The following is a 15,602-nucleotide window of genomic DNA, read 5'->3' on the forward strand; positions in this document are numbered from 1 at the left end:
TAATACAAGAAGAAGCTGAAATTGAACGCTTTGAGTTCGCTGATGGTGTCAGACTTGGAGCCATTGAGCTAGATGTTGATGGTGCTGATAATTACTACGGCACTGACAGTGACGACATCGTCACAGGTATTCGAGCAGACGGCTATAAAGCCCTCAGACTGTATGGTGAAAAAGGCGATGACACACTGATCGCCGCTAAAGCTACATTGCCAGTCGGGGTTACTGACAGTGGCAGTCAACATCTTTATGGGCGTCAAGGCAATGACACTTATGTCATCAGCAAGAACAGTGGTGACGTTCGAATTACCGGCTTTGCAGAAGAAGTGGGAATGGGAACGGATACAGTTCGATTTATTGACCTAACTCTGGCAGAATTGAGCATTGGGCTCGCGAGTGCAGATCCAACAAGCAAATGGAATGGAGCTTGGCATTTCAACTGGGCCGGGGAAGCTGCTCTTTTAATACAAGAAGAAGCTGAAATTGAACGCTTTGAGTTCGCCGATGGAACTAGCTTGAGTGAGGTCAAATTACATAATGATGGCCAATTGGGACTGGTAGGAACGGAAGACGATGATGTGATCTTTAGCGGATCACGCTCTGAAACCATCAGTGGTAGTACAGGCTCTGATACTTTCATCTTCGCAGGTCTCAACATCGGCACAGATGTAATCACTGACTTTGTTGCCGGGGCGGGTTCTGAAGATATCATCCGTTTCGATAGCGACGTTTTAACTGACTTTGGTGCCGTACTTGCTGCAGCAAGCGATAACGGAAGCAATGTTATTATCGCGCTTGATGATGACAACTCAGTCACTTTGAGCAATATATCAAAATCAGATCTCCATTCTGATGATTTCCAATTTGTCTAATAGAAAGCATTTCATCCCCTTGGTTTTACTAACCAAGGGGATGAAACTATTGAGTTATTCCCCCTGCCAAAAGCACAAGTAAGTACCAAACCCACCTGCAGGAACCTCGACTTAAAAATGTTCTACTTGACCCATTTCCATAAAATGGTACGTTTGTCCCATTAACAGAAACGAGTCGGCTATGGAACCTACAACAGACATATTCAGTCGAACTTTCACTGCATCTGAAGTCGCCAATCTCATCGGCATGAACATTGAAACTTTGCGTGTATGGCGAAGGAGGAAGCAGTTTGTGCTGGAGGGAGAGCGCGAAGGTTGGACACGATACACCTTCGGCGATCTCATGGTCGTTGCGACCTACAACACACTTGTGCGTGCCCACTGTACGAATGCAATGGCGGAAATGATCGCAGGCACCATTTCTATTAGAGTGGAGAGAAACTGGCCGCAGCTTCTCGACGTAGAAGAAGGTGTGTTCTGCATTTGCAATATGTCAGCAGATGATAAGAACTTATCCATCCAGTTGTATCACGGCTTGGATGCTGTTCAGAATGCAATAGCTGACTTTATTCATACGGCAGAGCGGCAACCCGCTTTCCATGTCGTCGACTGCACGGCATTGATTGTCCAAATGCTAGACGCCTATGACAAGCTCCACAAAGAGCAAACCACTTAGTTCTGACTCAATTGAGTTGGGCAATAGATCCCAACATTAAATCCAAGACAATTCACTTGCTGCAGACCAAGATCAATAGGGGATCGATATGGCAAGAGCGCAGTTGAACTTGAGTATCCAGCCGTATCGCATGCTGAAGAGAGCTGATGCGGCTTCCTATTGTGGTCTAAGTGCAACCAGCTTCCTGGCCAATTGCCCGGTTCCCGCTGTTCTTCTTCCCGGAGGGCGCAAGGTCTGGGACGTCAAGGATCTGGATCGCTGGATTGAAGGCCTGAAAGAAAACAGCCAGCCATCTGATGATGATCTCCTCAATCAGCTAGGAGCCTGATATGACGATAATCCGGGTCAAAGGCTTTAAGATCTTCAATGACCAGCATGGCAAGCTGCGGTGTTATCATCGCAAGACTGGTGAACCAATCAATCTGGAAAAAGCGCCAATCGGCAGTGCTGCCTTTCTGGCAGAATGTGAGCGACTGACTAGCTTAATGTCAGTGGCAGATACCAGCAGGCCGGGCACGCTCGGCAATCTGATTGACAAGTATCGCGCCAGCTCTGCCTTTCTTGAACTAGCCGATCGCACCAAGTCGGACTACCAGAAGGTCTTTGATTATCTGGCGCCAATCAACAACACACCCCTCACCCGCTTTACCTCACCCTTCATAGTCAAACTCAGAGATAGAGCAGAGGAACAGCGTAAGCGGCGTTTTGCTAACTATGTAAAACAAGTGCTCTCTGTTTTGTTTTCATGGGGCAAGGAACGTGGGTTCGTCAAAGAAAACCCTGCCCTTGGGGTTAAATCCATCCGCAAACCTAAGAATGCTCCAATCGCCAACAGGCCCTGGACAGATGACGAGCGCAGGATCGTTTTAAAACACGCCCCGGCTCAAATGATCCCTGCCCTCACCTTGATGATGTATACGGGACTTGGTCCACAAGACGCTCTAACGCTTTCCAAGCAGCAATACCAAAATGGTTTCATCTCAACACGGCGAGCCAAAACTGGAGCTCCGGTCTTTTGGCCTGTCATTGCACCTTTGAAAGCAGCTCTTGATGAAGCCCCTCCCCACTCAGCTCCAACACTTTGTGCAAACTCCAGAGGGCAACCATGGACTGTTTCGGGGTTCAGAGCATCGTGGAGAAAGCTGCGCATCCAATTAGAGGATAAAAACCTGATTAAGCCGGGTCTTACCCTTTATGGTCTGCGGCATACAGTGGCGACCATTTTGCGGGAGATTGGGCTGAACGACAGAGACCTTGCCGCTGCGCTTGGACATGAGACAGAAGCTATGGCACGGCTTTATGCAAAAGGAGCTGATTTGCGCAAAAGCATGTCGGACATTGCTGTCCGATTTGAGAAGGAAATCACTTTGCGCGGGGAAGAGTTCAGCAAACGGTTGAAGCAAAAATGTCAAACCATGCCGAAAAAAGTGTCAAACCTTGAGAAAGCTGAGCGAATGCTCAGTTTATTAATTAGTAATTTCAAGGAGATAAGTGGTGCCCGGAGGCGGATTCGAACCACCGACACGCGGATTTTCAATCCGCTGCTCTACCAACTGAGCTATCCGGGCACATTCTGCTAGGGCGGTTTGTTTCCCGTCCTGCGAAGGTGAGCGTCTTATAGGGTGCCAGATTTCTTCTGTCCAGCGGGCAAATGCATTTTTTACAAAGAAATCTGTTTTCTCCACTGCCTGCTCAACATTTTCTCTTAAGCGCCTTAAATCATGAGAGTTTTGTCTCAGCCTGAACCTCACTAAGGCTCGGAATTTATCAGATAGGCGCCCCTTTTTCCGAAATATCCCAAAACAGCGCCACCATATTCCGCATGGCATCGCGGGCAACCGGTTTGAGAATATGTTCATTGGGCGCGTGTTGTGAACATCCAGCATAAGAGTGCGGAACCCACACAGTTGGCAGGCCCAGTGTTTCTGCAAAGCATTCATTAGGCAGTGAGCCAGCGAGGTTTGGCAAAAGGTGGGGTGTCTTCCCGCTCGTTTCTTCCAAGGAAGCCATCACCATGCGCACCCAAGCGTTATCTGGCGAAAGTCTCGTTGCATGAAAGAAGCCACGATCTTCTTGTCTTATCTCGACATTATCAAATCCATTAGCATCCAGATGCACGCGCAAAGATGGTAATAGACCCTGCACATCTGTTCCCACCACGTAGCGCAGCTGGCAAACCGCGAAGGCATAACCATCAATCGCGTTTACTGGTGCTTCTGGCACGCCGCTCTTCATTGCAAGCACGGCAAAGGAGTTCCAGCCAAACACACGCTCGGCGGGGGTGAGGCCCTCCTCTCCCCAATTCTCGTTTATGGCCGGGCCTTGACTATCACCAACAGGAAGATCTCTCAGAGCTTCCCTAATGTCTGGTGTCAGGCTGGTTGGTCGCCAGCTCGGAATCTGGATCTGGCCGCGTTTGTCCGCAATGCAGGAGATAGCGTTGGCGAGAATAATGGCGGGATCGGCAAGCAGCCCGCCCCAGTTGCCCGAGTGGTTTGCGCCATCGCGCAGGTTCACTTGCAGGGTGAACGTTTGCGCCCCACGTGCGCCTGTGAAGACTGTTGGCGTATCCCATTGCAAGCGCGGCCCATCAGAAGCTATGAGCACATCTGCGGCAAGCATCTTTTTATGTTCATCAAAAAACTCTTGCAGGCCAGCAGAGCCAGTTTCCTCAGAGGTCTCGATGATCACCTTGCAATTGAAGCCAAGTTGCTTCTTCTCCTGCAAAAGGCACCCCAAGGCCTGAAGGTTGATGAGGTGCTGACACTTATTGTCGGCTGTGCCGCGCCCGTAAATGCGTTCGCCGTCTTCTTCCAGAATGAATGGATCTCTTCCACCCATCCAGCTACCGGCCTGTCCGCGCACGACATCTCCGTGGCCGTACGTCAGAACTGTCGGGAAACTGGGATCTTCGATGCGTTCACCGAACAGGAAAGGACCACCAATCGGGTTCGGATTGTCGAAGATGTGTGTTTTGAAACCAAGACGTTCGAGAAGAGGTCGCATCTCCTCTTTGAGGTAACGCATCAATTGGTGTTTTTGGTAGGGTTCCTGGCTTTCCGTCGGAATTGCGATTAATCGGGCCAGGTCAGTGAGGAATGCGCCGCTGTCGAAGTATGTTTCCGCCCGTTGGATGGCTTCATTGCGACTGGACATTCTCATTCTCCCTTTCAGACTAGGTGGGGGCAGTTAATCACTTAAGGGGGTTCCAATCCACTCTGTTTGTTTCAGCAGCTTTAATGCACTCTGAAGACCGGCACCCGTTGCAATACACATGCCGGGCAGGATCATCCACTCCAACGCCCAAGCCGCACCTGAGCGTTCCTGCTCATGCACCAGTGCACTGTGCATTGCAGAGACCTGGGTACTATTGTAACGCGCAAGCGTCACCAACAGCTCAGCATTGATTGGGTTGTGTTTGTGAGCCATGGCAGAGGACCGACCACCACCGGAAAGCTTAATTTCTTCAAGGCCCTGCTGTGCCATCAAGGTGATGTCTGTGCCAATCTTACCAAGGCTACCGGAGATCATGGAGAGAACGTTTGCGTAGTCCACCATGTTATCTCGCTGCGTGTGCCATGAGTGCTCAGGAACCCTGAGGTCCAGCTCTGCAGCCATATGCGCGGCGATGGCAACTGCATGCTCTCCCTGAGCATGGCTTGTTCCTACCGGCCCACCAAACTGAAGGACAGCAACCTCAGCCGCAACATCGTTTAGCCGTTGATAGTGCCGTTTGAGTGGTTCAATCCATGTGGAAATGCGGTCGCCTGCAGTTATTGGCAGCGCGGCTTGCATGCGTGTTCTGCCCATCAGCGGATAATCAGCATTGGCTGATTTCACGGTTTCAAGTGCAGCGATGACCGCAGACAAGCGCTTTTGTAAAATCTGCGAGGTTTTTCGCAGCGCTAACGCCAGCGCAGTGTCCATCACATCCTGACTAGTGGATGTCTTGTGGCACTCAGCAGCATATGGCTCGCCAACGCGCATACGCAGTTGCTTAATGAAAGCCGGAATTGGCAGGCCATCTTTTGCGACACCCGCCTTGATCCGCGTGATATCGGGCGCAAACCCTTTACAGCCACAAAGCACAGCGTCTTTTGCTTCTGCAGAAACAAGAGAATGTGCAAACAAGGCCTTGGTGAGAGCCACTTCATACGCCAGATAGTGATCCAGAGTTGTTTCAAGAGAAAAGGCGCGTTGCACGTCCTCATCTCCAAACAATCCATTCCACATAGGGTTGGTGAAGAGGCTCACACTCACATTAGTCCCTTTCCAGCGCGATCGCGATACCCTGACCGACACCAATACACATGGTGGCCAGTGCACGCTTTTTGCCTTGCAGGCTCAGTTCCAACGCGGCCGTTCCGGTGATGCGTGCGCCAGACATGCCCAATGGGTGACCCAATGCAATCGCGCCGCCATTCGGGTTGATATGAGCTGCACCTGCATCCAACCCCAGTTCGCGCAGAACTGCAATCCCCTGACTTGCAAAGGCTTCATTGAGCTCAATGACGTCAAAATCAGAAGGTTGCAAGTTTAAGCGCGTGCAAAGTTTTTGCGCTGCAGGTGCAGGGCCAATGCCCATAATCCGCGGCGCAACACCAGCGGTGGCACCGCCAAGCACGCGCGCAATCGGGGTCAGACCATATTTCTTGACCGCTTCAGCAGACGCAACAATCAGCGCTGCAGCGCCGTCGTTCACACCTGAGGCATTGCCAGCAGTTACGCTGCCATTTTCACGGAATGGTGTCGGTAACTTTGCAAGTTTCTCAGCTGTCGTCCCTGCTCGTGGATGCTCATCAGCGGACACAATGATCGGGTCGCCTTTGCGCTGCGGGATTACAACTTCGATGATCTCCTTGGCGAGGCGGCCATTTTCTTGCGCAGCAGCTGCCTTTGCCTGTGAGCCCGCGGCAAAAGCATCCTGATCTGCGCGAGAAACGCCAAAGTCTTCAGCAACGTTTTCGCCAGTCTCAGGCATACTGTCGATGCCGAACTGCTTCTTCATCTTAGGGTTCACAAAGCGCCAGCCAATGGTGGTGTCGAACACTTCGTTAGCGCGAGAAAACGGTGAGGTCGCCTTTGGCATCACGAAGGGTGCACGGGACATGGATTCCACGCCGCCAGCAATCACAAGGTCGCATTCACCTGTCTTGATGGCACGAGAGGCCGCAATGACAGCATCCATACCAGAACCGCACAAACGGTTCAGCGTTGTCCCAGGCACAGCCTCAGGCAAACCTGCCAGCAGCGCGACCATGCGAGCCACGTTGCGGTTGTCTTCACCAGCCTGATTGGCACAGCCGTAATACACTTCATCAACGGCTTCCCAATCAACTGAAGGGTTCCGCTCCATCAACGCTTTAATTGGTAATGCGCCAAGATCGTCCGCCCGAACAGAAGACAGCGCGCCCCCATAACGACCGATCGGTGTTCTAATATAATCGCAAATATATGCCTCAGACATCAGGCCGTCTCCACTCTGTTACCCGCATGCGCCGCCGCTGTTCGCGCTTTTAATGCGCGCAGAACAGACAGTTCCTCCTCAGTCGGCGCAGGGGTCTCCTGCAAATCATCACTGAAACGTACAGCCCAAGACACGGTTTGTTGCACCCGTTCTTTGGTCGTACCCGGATGAAGCGAGACCACCGTCATCTCTTTGGTAACAGGATCAGGTTTCCAGATAGCAAGGTCCGTAATCAGCAGGGTCGGGCCTTTTGTGGTGATGCCCATGCGACTGCGATGGTCTCCTCCTTCTCCGTGTCCAAAGGAGGTGAAAAAGTCCAGTTTCTCTACAAAACCACGCTTGCTTTGCTTCATGGTGATGTAAATTTCCTGAGAGGACGAACAGATCTCAGGCGCTCCACCACCACCCGGCAATCTTACCGTTGGATTGTCATAATCTCCCACAACAGTGGTGTTGATGTTGGCGAAACGATCAATCTGCGCTGCCCCCAGAAAACCGACAGTGATCTTGCCGCCTTGTAGCCAATAGCGGAACATCTCGGTTACTGAGACTGTCGTGAGCGCTGTATCACAGAGTTCGCCATCACCAATGGAAAGCGGCAGAACGTCCGGCGCTGTGCCGATCGTTCCACTCTCATAAATCAGCGTGATATCAGGCGCGTGGGTCAATCGTGCTATATTGCAGGCTGCTGATGGCGGACCAATGCCCACGAAGCAGACATCCGTGTTGCTCAAAGCACGGGATGCGGCAATTGCCATCATCTCATCCGGGGTAAAATCTCGTGTTGTCATGATGTTACTTCCAACCCTTTGATGCGGTCAGCAAACACCTCTGGTCCCTGTTTCAGCACGTGTTCTTCCATCCATGCCTGAAACGCCTCACGATCTGCTGCGATCGGATCCCAGTCAATATACGTCTTATTGTCTCTGCCGTAGTAGCCCTGCGCATAAGATGGATGAGCGCCCCCGCGCACTTCGCAAATAGCGGAGACGGTCCAGTGTGGCAGGATGCACGCGTTCATATGCGTATCCAGCTCATCAACCACTTCCTCAACCGTCACGATGGAATGCTTGGCGGCCAGCACAGCCTCCTTCTGAACACCCACAATTCCTTCGATCAGCACATTGCCTTTGCGGTCTGCTTTAAGAGCGTGGATGAAAGCCACGTCGGGCCGAATGGATGGAACAGCGGCCAGTTCTTCCCCCGTAAAGGGACAATTGATTTTCTTGATATTCGGATTTACGCGCTGAAGTTCTGTGCCCATATAACCGCGAAACACAGCGCATGGCAGGCCAGCAGCCCCTGCTTCATAAGCATTGGCAAGAGCGGCATGGGAATGCTCTTCAATCTCGATGGACCGCGGCCAGCTGTTTTCGATTGAGTCACGAACGCGCCGCAACAACCCAACACCCGGATTGCCCGCATAGGAGAAAATCAATTTCCTGACCAACCCCATGCCGATGAGCTGATCATAAATAAGATCAGGCGTCATGCGGATGACAGTGAGTTCATCAATGCCTTGCCTAATGACTTCATGGGCAGCGGCGTGGGGAATGAGATGCGTAAAACCCTCAAAAGCGGCAGTATCGCCGCTTTTGAGGTATTTCTTGACCGCATCTTTCAAAGACAGAAATTCAGCCATATTTATCAATCAGATATCAAAGAAGACGGTTTCGTTATCACCCTGAATGTAAATGTCAAAGGTGTAGGTATCGCCGGATTGCTTCGCGATCAGCGTTGAAACGCGCACGCGATGTTCAACACGACCAAGCACTGGATCAGCTGCATTGGCTTCTTCCTCTTCCGGGAAGTACATGCGCGTATTCAGACCAAGGTTGATCCCACGCGCAACGATCCAGAAGTTGATATGTGGCGCTTGCGGCCTGCCATCCGGAAACGGAACAGAACCCGGCTTCACAGTTTCAAAGCAGAACTCGCCACTATCTAGATTGACCGGCTGGCGTCCCCATCCGGTGAAATTGGGGTCAGTTTCGCCACGCGTCTCCGACGGACTGTTGAACAGACCTTCGCTATCCGCCTGCCAGATTTCCAGCATGGCGTCTTTCAAAGATGTTCCGGTTCCATCAAACACACGGCCTTTGATCGTGATGCGCTGGCCTTTGGTTTGTTCATTCACCATGCGTGCGCCAAGGTCTTCCTTGAAGATCCCGGTGTTGCCGATGAAGTTCGGTGTACAGCCGATATGAACGTACGGACCTGCCGTCTGGCTTGGGCTTTCTTTCAGATACTCCAGCTTTGTCATATCAATTGCCCTCCATACGGTTCTCAAACATGGTTGAGCGGCGGCCACGCAGGACGATATCAAAGCGGTAAGCGCGGGCGTCCATTGGCACAGAATGGTTCATGTCCAGTTTGGCAACCAGCATCTCAATCGCAGCCGGATCATTGATTGTCCTCACAATCGGACACAGCGGAATGTGAGGATCGCCCTCGAAATACATCTGCGTGATCAGGCGTTGCGCGAAGCCGGAACCAAAGAGAGAAAAATGGATGTGTGACGGACGCCAGTCATTCACGCCATTTGGCCACGGATACGGGCCTGGTCTCACAGTTCGAAAAGCGTAATATCCATTCTCATCGGTTATCACTCGGCCACACCCGCCAAAATTCGGATCAAGCGGCGCAAGATAGCCATCTTTTTTGTGGCGGTAGCGCCCACCAGCGTTGGCCTGCCAGACTTCTACCAGCGCATTCGGAACTGGTTTGGCTTCTTCATCCAGAACGTGGCCATGGACAATGATGCGCTCTCCCTGCGCACATTCACCCGGTTTGGCATAGTTCTGCACCAAATCGTGATCCAGCTCACCCAGCATGTTGTGGCCGAAGACTGGTCCGGTGGTTTCGCTGATTGTATTTCCGAGAGACAGAAGTGCCTTTTGCGGAGACCGCAACACACTAGTTTTGTAGTTGGGCGACAATGCCGGTGGATGCCAGTTCCGGTCTCGTGGAAAGAACGGACCAGCATTGGTCGTTGGCTTGCTCATCTCACTCCCCTGACGCATCAAGCTGCGCGAAAACATTTTTGACGACTTTGATGGCGCTGTTTGCGGCTGGTACACCGGCATAAATTGCGGTGTGCAGCAGAGCTTCGCTTATATCTTCCCGTGTTGCCCCGGTGTTTCTTGCGGCCCGCACATGCATGGCTACCTCATCTAGGTGCCCTAACGCAGCGAGAAGCGCAATAGTTACAATGGACCGCTCTCGCAATGTCCAGTTGTGCCGCGACCACACGTGCCCCCAAGCCGCTTCAGTGATAAGCTCCTGAAAAGGCGCGTCAAAACTGTTCTTTTGAACCTCAGCAGCATTCACGTGGGTGTCGCCCAACACCCTGCGCCGTGTCTGCATGCCTTGTTTGTAAATTTCGCTTTGTCGCAGCTCTCGCTGATCAATCCTGTTCGGCCATCGAGAAATTGCCTGCCGAACCAGATGCGCCAGATACTCAGGTTGCTCCAGGCTTGGCAGATGTCCGCAGTTTCCCACCCGCTCATACTTAGCGTTCGGAATGAGGTTCGCCATCTCCTCAACCAGTTCCGGCGGTGTGGACTGGTCGTCTTCACCAGCAACGCATAGAACAGGCACGTCGATCTGGGCCGCCTGACAGGTCAGGTCCGCGTCCCGAATAGCTGCACATGTGCCGATGTATCCGTCCAATGGCGTTCGGCACAAAAGATTGCAATATCCTGCAACTGCTTCTGGCAAATCTGCCTGAAAGCCCGCTGAGAACCAACGAGACATCACTGCATCAGCGATCCCCTCCATCCCGTTGGTCTCAATTGCGTTGATACGCTCTTGCCACGTCTGTGCGTCACCGATGCGCGGTGCGGTATCACACAGGATCAGCCCACTCACCAGATCAGGCCGGGCGGCCTGCAGCGCCATTGCGATCATTCCCCCTACAGATACACCGCAAATCACTGCATTCTTGATGGACTGGCTGTCCATGAGCGCTGCGAGGTCACGCATATGCAAGTCAATCGAATACCGCTCATTGCCAACACCAGACAGACCATGCCCACGTTTATCATAGGTTAGAACTACGCCTTGATGCCCGAGATGAATCAGAAATTCATCCCAAATGCGAAAGTCTGTTCCCAATGAATTAATCAGAACAAGCGCTGGTGCTGCTGACTCTGAATTGGTCTTACTGAAGTGAAGCGTAGTAGAGTTTAATTCTATGAAGTGCATGCGCATCCCCCTAAACGGATCAATTGCATGTCTGTTTCAAAATGAATAATGATATTATCCAGATTAATCATATTGAGATTGTTATGAATAACTTGCGCAGATTAAAGCTCAGGCATTTAGAAGCATTTGTTGAAGTGTCTCGCCAAAACAGCGTGAGCCGCGCTGCGGAGGTGCTTCATCTCACACAACCAGCTGTCACCCGTACTATTCGCGAATTGGAAGAAATATGCGGGCAGCCTCTGATTGAAAAAGACGGGCGCGGAATCCGCATCACCCATTACGGGGAGGTGTTCCTGCGTCATGCGGGTACCAGTCTGGCCGCTGCCCGTAACGGCATCAATGCATTATCTCAGCTCAACTATAGCGACGGCCCGATGGTCCGCATTGGTGCGCTGCCAACAGTAGCTGCATCACTCATACCGCAAGCGGTCAAAGCCTTCCTTGATACAGGGCTGCGAAACCGGCTGCACATCGTAACAGGTGAAAATCACGTCCTGCTTGATCAACTCAGAAACGGTGAGCTGGATCTGGTTATGGGCCGATTGCCTGCACCCGAAAATATGCAGGGATTGGTGTTCGAACCTCATTATCGCGAACGTGTCGTTTTTGCCGTCGATAAAAACCATCCACTTGCAGACAAACCCCAGATCAGCGTAAGCGAACTGGATGCTTACCCGGTGCTAATCCCTTCTGCGGCCTCAATTATTCGCCCGTTCGTCGATCGACTTTTCATTGAACACGGTATTCCGGAACCAGAGCAAGCAATTGAGACCGTCTCGGACTCGTTTGGCAGGGCCTTCACACAGGAATACAACGCGATCTGGATCATTTCACGGGGTGTCATTGCCCGCGAGATTGAATGCGGCCAGTTCGTGGAATTGCCGATTGATACCCGTGCGACGGTTGGTTCTGTTGGCCTCAACATGCGCGCAGGCGAAACGCTGGATACGGCAGCTCAATGCTTTGCCGAGATCCTTATGGGACTGAGTGAGAAGGAAGAAGCACGCGCATCAGTTCACTGAGCCTGCGCGAATTCGGGATGCATATTGATACCCAATACGGCATGAAAAGCACGGTATTTTTCATTATTCATTTTGAAAAGTATATGTAATTCTCCGATTTCACAGTGGTGATTCCTAAGAATTCCCTTGGCGGATCATCCGGATCGTGATTAAGAATTTGACGGCCTTAGGGAGATGAGACTGCCCCAAGTAGCAGGATCAGGAAGGCTTGTTTGGTTTCGACCATTCTTCAGGAGGGTCACATACTTATGTTTGGTAATTTCAAAGGCTTCTGCGCTTCTACAGCACTTTTGCTTGCCAGTGTTTCCATGGCAGGCGCAGCAGAATACACATTTAAGCTCCACCACTTTCTAAGCCCTAAAGCGCCAGCGCAGACCAAGATGCTGGAACCATGGGCGAAGGCCGTTGAAGAAAATTCCGGCGGCCAGGTCAAAATCGAGATCTATCCATCCATGTCGCTTGGTGGTCGCCCGCCAGAGCTGGTGAACCAGGTTCGTGATGGTGTGGTTGATCTTGTCTGGACCCTGAATGGCTACACACCAGGCCTGTTTCCGCGCACGGAAGTGATGGAACTTCCTTTTGTTTTCCTTGATGATCCGCGCGCAGCAAACCTTGCACTTTACGACATGTTCAAGAGCGATCTTGAGGTTGAATACAAAGGCTTGGAAGTCATGTTCCTGCACGTACATGCAGGTGCTGGCCTTCACACACGTGATAAGGAAGTCCGCAGTCCGGCTGATATGGCTGGTATGCGCATTCGTACGCCATCGCGTACCGGTGCATGGGTGATTGAAGCCCTTGGCGCGTCTCCTGCAGCAATGCCGGTCCCTGAGCTGCCAACAGCTCTGCAAAAAGGCGTGATTGATGCGGCGTTTATTCCTTGGGAAATCATTCCACCGCTGAAAATTCAGGAACAGACTGAGTATCAGATCGAGGGTGCTGGCAAAGCGCGCTTTGGGACTTCTGTCTTCCAGGTTTCCATGAACAAAGAGCGTTGGGAAGGTTTGCCTGAAGACATTCAGAAGGCTTTTCGTGATGCATCTGGTCCTGAGTGGTGGGCAAAGGTTGGTGAAGTTTGGCGTGCGACAGATGACTTTGGCATCGGCCTCGCTGTAAAGTCAGGCAACAAACACATCACTCTTTCTGAAGAAGAAACAGCTGTCTTTAGAGAAGCTCTGGCTCCGGTCGTTGATAAATGGACCTCAGAAGTCGCCAAAAAAGGCATTGATGGCAACGCGATTGTTGCAAAAGCACAGGCATTGATTTCCAAGCACAGCGAGTAGCTATGGGCGCCTTTCAAAAACTCGGACGCACCGGCATTGCCGGTGCATTCGAAAAACTTATTGTAGCATGGGCACTTACCGGCGGCGTTGTTCTGCTAGCGGTGGTCGCGATAAACATCTACTCCACCCTTGGCAACATATGGGCAGCTCCCTTTCCCGGGGATTTCGAGCTCACTGAGATCGGCGTTGCTATTGCAGTCTTTTCCTTCTTGCCCTTCTGTCAGATCACTGATGCCAATGTCACAGCGGACATATTTACCAGTAAGGCTGGTCCTCGTTTGAAAGCGTTTCTGGCGTTGATCGCATCGCTCATTGCGTTTGGGTTTGGGTTGTTGCTGTTGTGGCGGATGTACCATGGTATGTCTGATCAGAAAGAATACGATTACACCACCGCAATTTTGCAGATCCCTGTTTGGTATGCGTATGTACCTGTTTTGATTTCGCTTTTGCTGCTGAGTATTGGCGCGGTTATTACGCTGAGTGAAAACACCAGAGATCTGGCTCGGAGAACCTGATGGCGGCAAGTCTTTTCATGGGCTTTGGAGCCCTCGCCATTCTGGTGTTCCTCATTGTTATCCGTATCCCAATTGCTTATGCGATGATCCTTGTTGGCGGCGTTGGGATTGCGCTCATCAACGGCCCGATGTTACTGCTTAGTCAGTTGAAAACATTGGCGTATGGCCAGTTCGCCGTTTACGACCTCTCCGTCATTCCGCTGTTTATTCTGATGGGTGCGCTCGCCTCGAAAACCGGTTTGAGCCAATCTCTCTTCAGAGCAGCTAACGCATGGCTTGGCTGGATGAAGGGCGGCACAGCGATGGCCGCGATCGCCTCCTGCGCCGGGTTTGGCGCGGTCTGTGGTTCATCGCTTGCGACCGCCTCAACCATGGGAAAAGTCGCCCTTCCGGAGTTGAAGCGTTACAATTACTCAGGTGCTTTGGCGACTGGAACACTCGCGGCTGGCGGAGTTCTGGGAATTCTCATCCCTCCAAGCGTCGTTTTGATCATCTATGCAGTGATCGTGGAGGCGAACATCGTTACTATGTTCGTTGCTGCGTTTATTCCGGGTATTTTGGCCGTTCTTTTGTTCCTCGCGGTGATCGCGCTCTACGTTTTCGTCAGTCCCTCATCTGGCCCTGCAGGTGGCGCTGGAACGCGAGAAGAGTTCCTCGCAGCCTCTCTCGGCGTGCTGCCTGTACTGACCGTTTTCGGACTTGTCATCGGCGGCATTTATTTCGGCTTCTACAATCCAACACCAGCAGCTGCTGTGGGTGTGTTTCTCGTCATGATGTTTGGACTGCTCCAGCGCAATCTGTCCCTCAGCGATATGATCGAGGCGCTGAAGGAAACAGCAGCGACTTCCGGCATGATCTACCTGATCCTGCTGGGTGCGGAGCTGCTCAAGATCTTCATGTCCCGCATTGGCTTGCCGCAGGAGACAGCGGCATGGATTGCAGGCTCCGGTTTGGAACCGATGACCGTGATGCTGCTGATCCTGCTGGCTCTGATCGCACTTGGCTGCCTGATGGATAGTATGTCCATGATGTTGCTGGTCATCCCGTTCTTCTGGCCTGTACTTATGGAACTGAACGGCGGCATGTATCAGGGAGCAGATGGTGCCGGGTATGGCATGAGCACCGAAGACCTGAAGATCTGGTTCGGTATTCTGGCGCTGATTGTCGTCGAGCTTGGGCTGATTACGCCGCCAGTGGGCATGAATGTCTTCGTGATTTCAGCCTTGGCAAAAGACACGCCAATGATCCAGACCTTCAAGGGTGTTGCACCATTCTTTGGCGCCGAGCTGGTGCGTGTCGCCATTCTGGTGAGCTTCCCAGCGCTAACCCTTTGGCTACCCAGAGTGCTTTCCTAAACGCAAAACAACAGGTTGTCTTGGCAGGACTGATTGCTGAGACAACCGAATGGATCAAAGCGCTCTAATAGCAATTTTGCTATAATTTCTGCCTATAATTCAATTTTACATATCAATCATAAACAGCAACACTGAACATCATTCAAACGTGTATTCGCAATCCATTTTACTTCTGACTTAGCGCATACCCCAATTGCCGCGATCTGCCA

Annotated in this window: 14 protein-coding genes, 1 tRNA gene and 2 pseudogenes; 8 read left to right on the plus strand and 9 right to left on the minus strand. The window is 51.8% G+C overall.

Translation table 11 applies throughout. The annotated features are described in order from the left end of the window. The 4 genes and pseudogenes from BM231_RS22400 to BM231_RS27560 all read left to right on the plus strand — a co-directional run. Positions 1–869: pseudogene (locus BM231_RS22400) on the plus strand (hypothetical protein); the annotation flags it as partial. Positions 870–1,050: 181 nt separating this feature from the next. Next, positions 1,051–1,545 carry a MerR family transcriptional regulator gene (locus tag BM231_RS22405; RefSeq protein WP_093523046.1) on the plus strand — a complete coding sequence of 165 codons (495 nt, stop codon included), beginning with the start codon at positions 1,051–1,053 and terminating at the stop codon, positions 1,543–1,545. An 88-nt stretch (positions 1,546–1,633) separates the two neighbouring features. Next, positions 1,634–1,873, plus strand: coding sequence for a hypothetical protein (locus tag BM231_RS22410; protein WP_208860581.1), 240 nt, complete (start codon positions 1,634–1,636; stop codon positions 1,871–1,873). Positions 1,874–2,453: 580 nt separating this feature from the next. After that, positions 2,454–2,843: pseudogene (locus BM231_RS27560) on the plus strand (tyrosine-type recombinase/integrase); the annotation flags it as partial. A gap of 194 nt (positions 2,844–3,037) precedes the next feature. On the opposite strand, the gene BM231_RS22420 reads toward BM231_RS27560, so the two are convergent. The 9 genes from BM231_RS22420 to pcaDC form a co-directional block, all read right to left on the minus strand. Then, a tRNA-Phe gene (locus BM231_RS22420) sits at positions 3,038–3,113 on the minus strand. A 199-nt stretch (positions 3,114–3,312) separates the two neighbouring features. After that, positions 3,313–4,701 (minus strand): M20 family metallopeptidase, encoded by a 1,389-nt coding sequence (locus BM231_RS22425; RefSeq protein ID WP_093523048.1) that lies wholly within the window; start codon positions 4,699–4,701, stop codon positions 3,313–3,315. 33 nt (positions 4,702–4,734) lie between these two features. Further along, positions 4,735–5,805 carry a 3-carboxy-cis,cis-muconate cycloisomerase gene (locus tag BM231_RS22430; protein ID WP_093523050.1) on the minus strand — a complete coding sequence of 357 codons (1,071 nt, stop codon included), beginning with the start codon at positions 5,803–5,805 and terminating at the stop codon, positions 4,735–4,737. A gap of 1 nt (position 5,806) precedes the next feature. Next, positions 5,807–7,012: a 3-oxoadipyl-CoA thiolase gene (gene pcaF, locus BM231_RS22435; protein WP_093523052.1), complete on the minus strand. Its 1,206-nt coding sequence runs from the start codon at positions 7,010–7,012 to the stop codon at positions 5,807–5,809. After that, on the minus strand, positions 7,012–7,803 hold the full coding sequence (locus tag BM231_RS22440) for a CoA-transferase subunit beta (RefSeq protein WP_093523054.1): 792 nt from the start codon (positions 7,801–7,803) through the stop codon (positions 7,012–7,014). Before BM231_RS22440 ends, pcaF begins: the two co-directional genes overlap by 1 nt. Further along, on the minus strand, positions 7,800–8,654 hold the full coding sequence (locus BM231_RS22445; protein ID WP_093523256.1) for a CoA transferase subunit A: 855 nt from the start codon (positions 8,652–8,654) through the stop codon (positions 7,800–7,802). The genes BM231_RS22440 and BM231_RS22445 overlap by 4 nt, the downstream gene beginning before the upstream one ends. A gap of 9 nt (positions 8,655–8,663) precedes the next feature. Next, positions 8,664–9,275, minus strand: a complete 612-nt coding sequence (gene pcaG, locus BM231_RS22450; RefSeq protein WP_093523056.1) for a protocatechuate 3,4-dioxygenase subunit alpha — start codon at positions 9,273–9,275, stop codon at positions 8,664–8,666. A 1-nt stretch (position 9,276) separates the two neighbouring features. After that, complete coding sequence (pcaH, locus tag BM231_RS22455; protein WP_093523260.1) at positions 9,277–10,035, minus strand: protocatechuate 3,4-dioxygenase subunit beta; 759 nt, start codon at positions 10,033–10,035, stop codon at positions 9,277–9,279. Continuing rightward, complete coding sequence (gene pcaDC, locus BM231_RS27505) at positions 10,019–11,218, minus strand: bifunctional 3-oxoadipate enol-lactonase/4-carboxymuconolactone decarboxylase PcaDC (RefSeq protein WP_093523258.1); 1,200 nt, start codon at positions 11,216–11,218, stop codon at positions 10,019–10,021. Before pcaDC ends, pcaH begins: the two co-directional genes overlap by 17 nt. An 83-nt stretch (positions 11,219–11,301) precedes the next feature. On the opposite strand from pcaDC, the gene pcaQ reads away from it, so the two are divergent. The 4 genes from pcaQ to BM231_RS22480 all read left to right on the plus strand — a co-directional run bounded on the left by pcaQ (position 11,302) and on the right by BM231_RS22480 (position 15,393). After that, the gene (gene pcaQ, locus BM231_RS22465; RefSeq protein WP_208860582.1) at positions 11,302–12,240 is read left to right on the plus strand and encodes a pca operon transcription factor PcaQ; all 939 of its coding nucleotides are present in this window, start codon (positions 11,302–11,304) and stop codon (positions 12,238–12,240) included. Between the two features lie 248 nt (positions 12,241–12,488). Further along, on the plus strand, positions 12,489–13,523 hold the full coding sequence (locus BM231_RS22470) for a TRAP transporter substrate-binding protein (RefSeq protein WP_063292848.1): 1,035 nt from the start codon (positions 12,489–12,491) through the stop codon (positions 13,521–13,523). Between the two features lie 2 nt (positions 13,524–13,525). Then, positions 13,526–14,038, plus strand: coding sequence for a TRAP transporter small permease (locus BM231_RS22475; RefSeq protein WP_093523060.1), 513 nt, complete (start codon positions 13,526–13,528; stop codon positions 14,036–14,038). Then, on the plus strand, positions 14,038–15,393 hold the full coding sequence (locus BM231_RS22480) for a TRAP transporter large permease (protein ID WP_093523062.1): 1,356 nt from the start codon (positions 14,038–14,040) through the stop codon (positions 15,391–15,393). Before BM231_RS22475 ends, BM231_RS22480 begins: the two co-directional genes overlap by 1 nt. The last annotated feature ends 209 nt before the right edge of the window (positions 15,394–15,602 follow it).

Source organism: Pseudovibrio ascidiaceicola (assembly GCF_900114245.1).
Classification (GTDB): domain Bacteria; phylum Pseudomonadota; class Alphaproteobacteria; order Rhizobiales; family Stappiaceae; genus Pseudovibrio; species Pseudovibrio ascidiaceicola.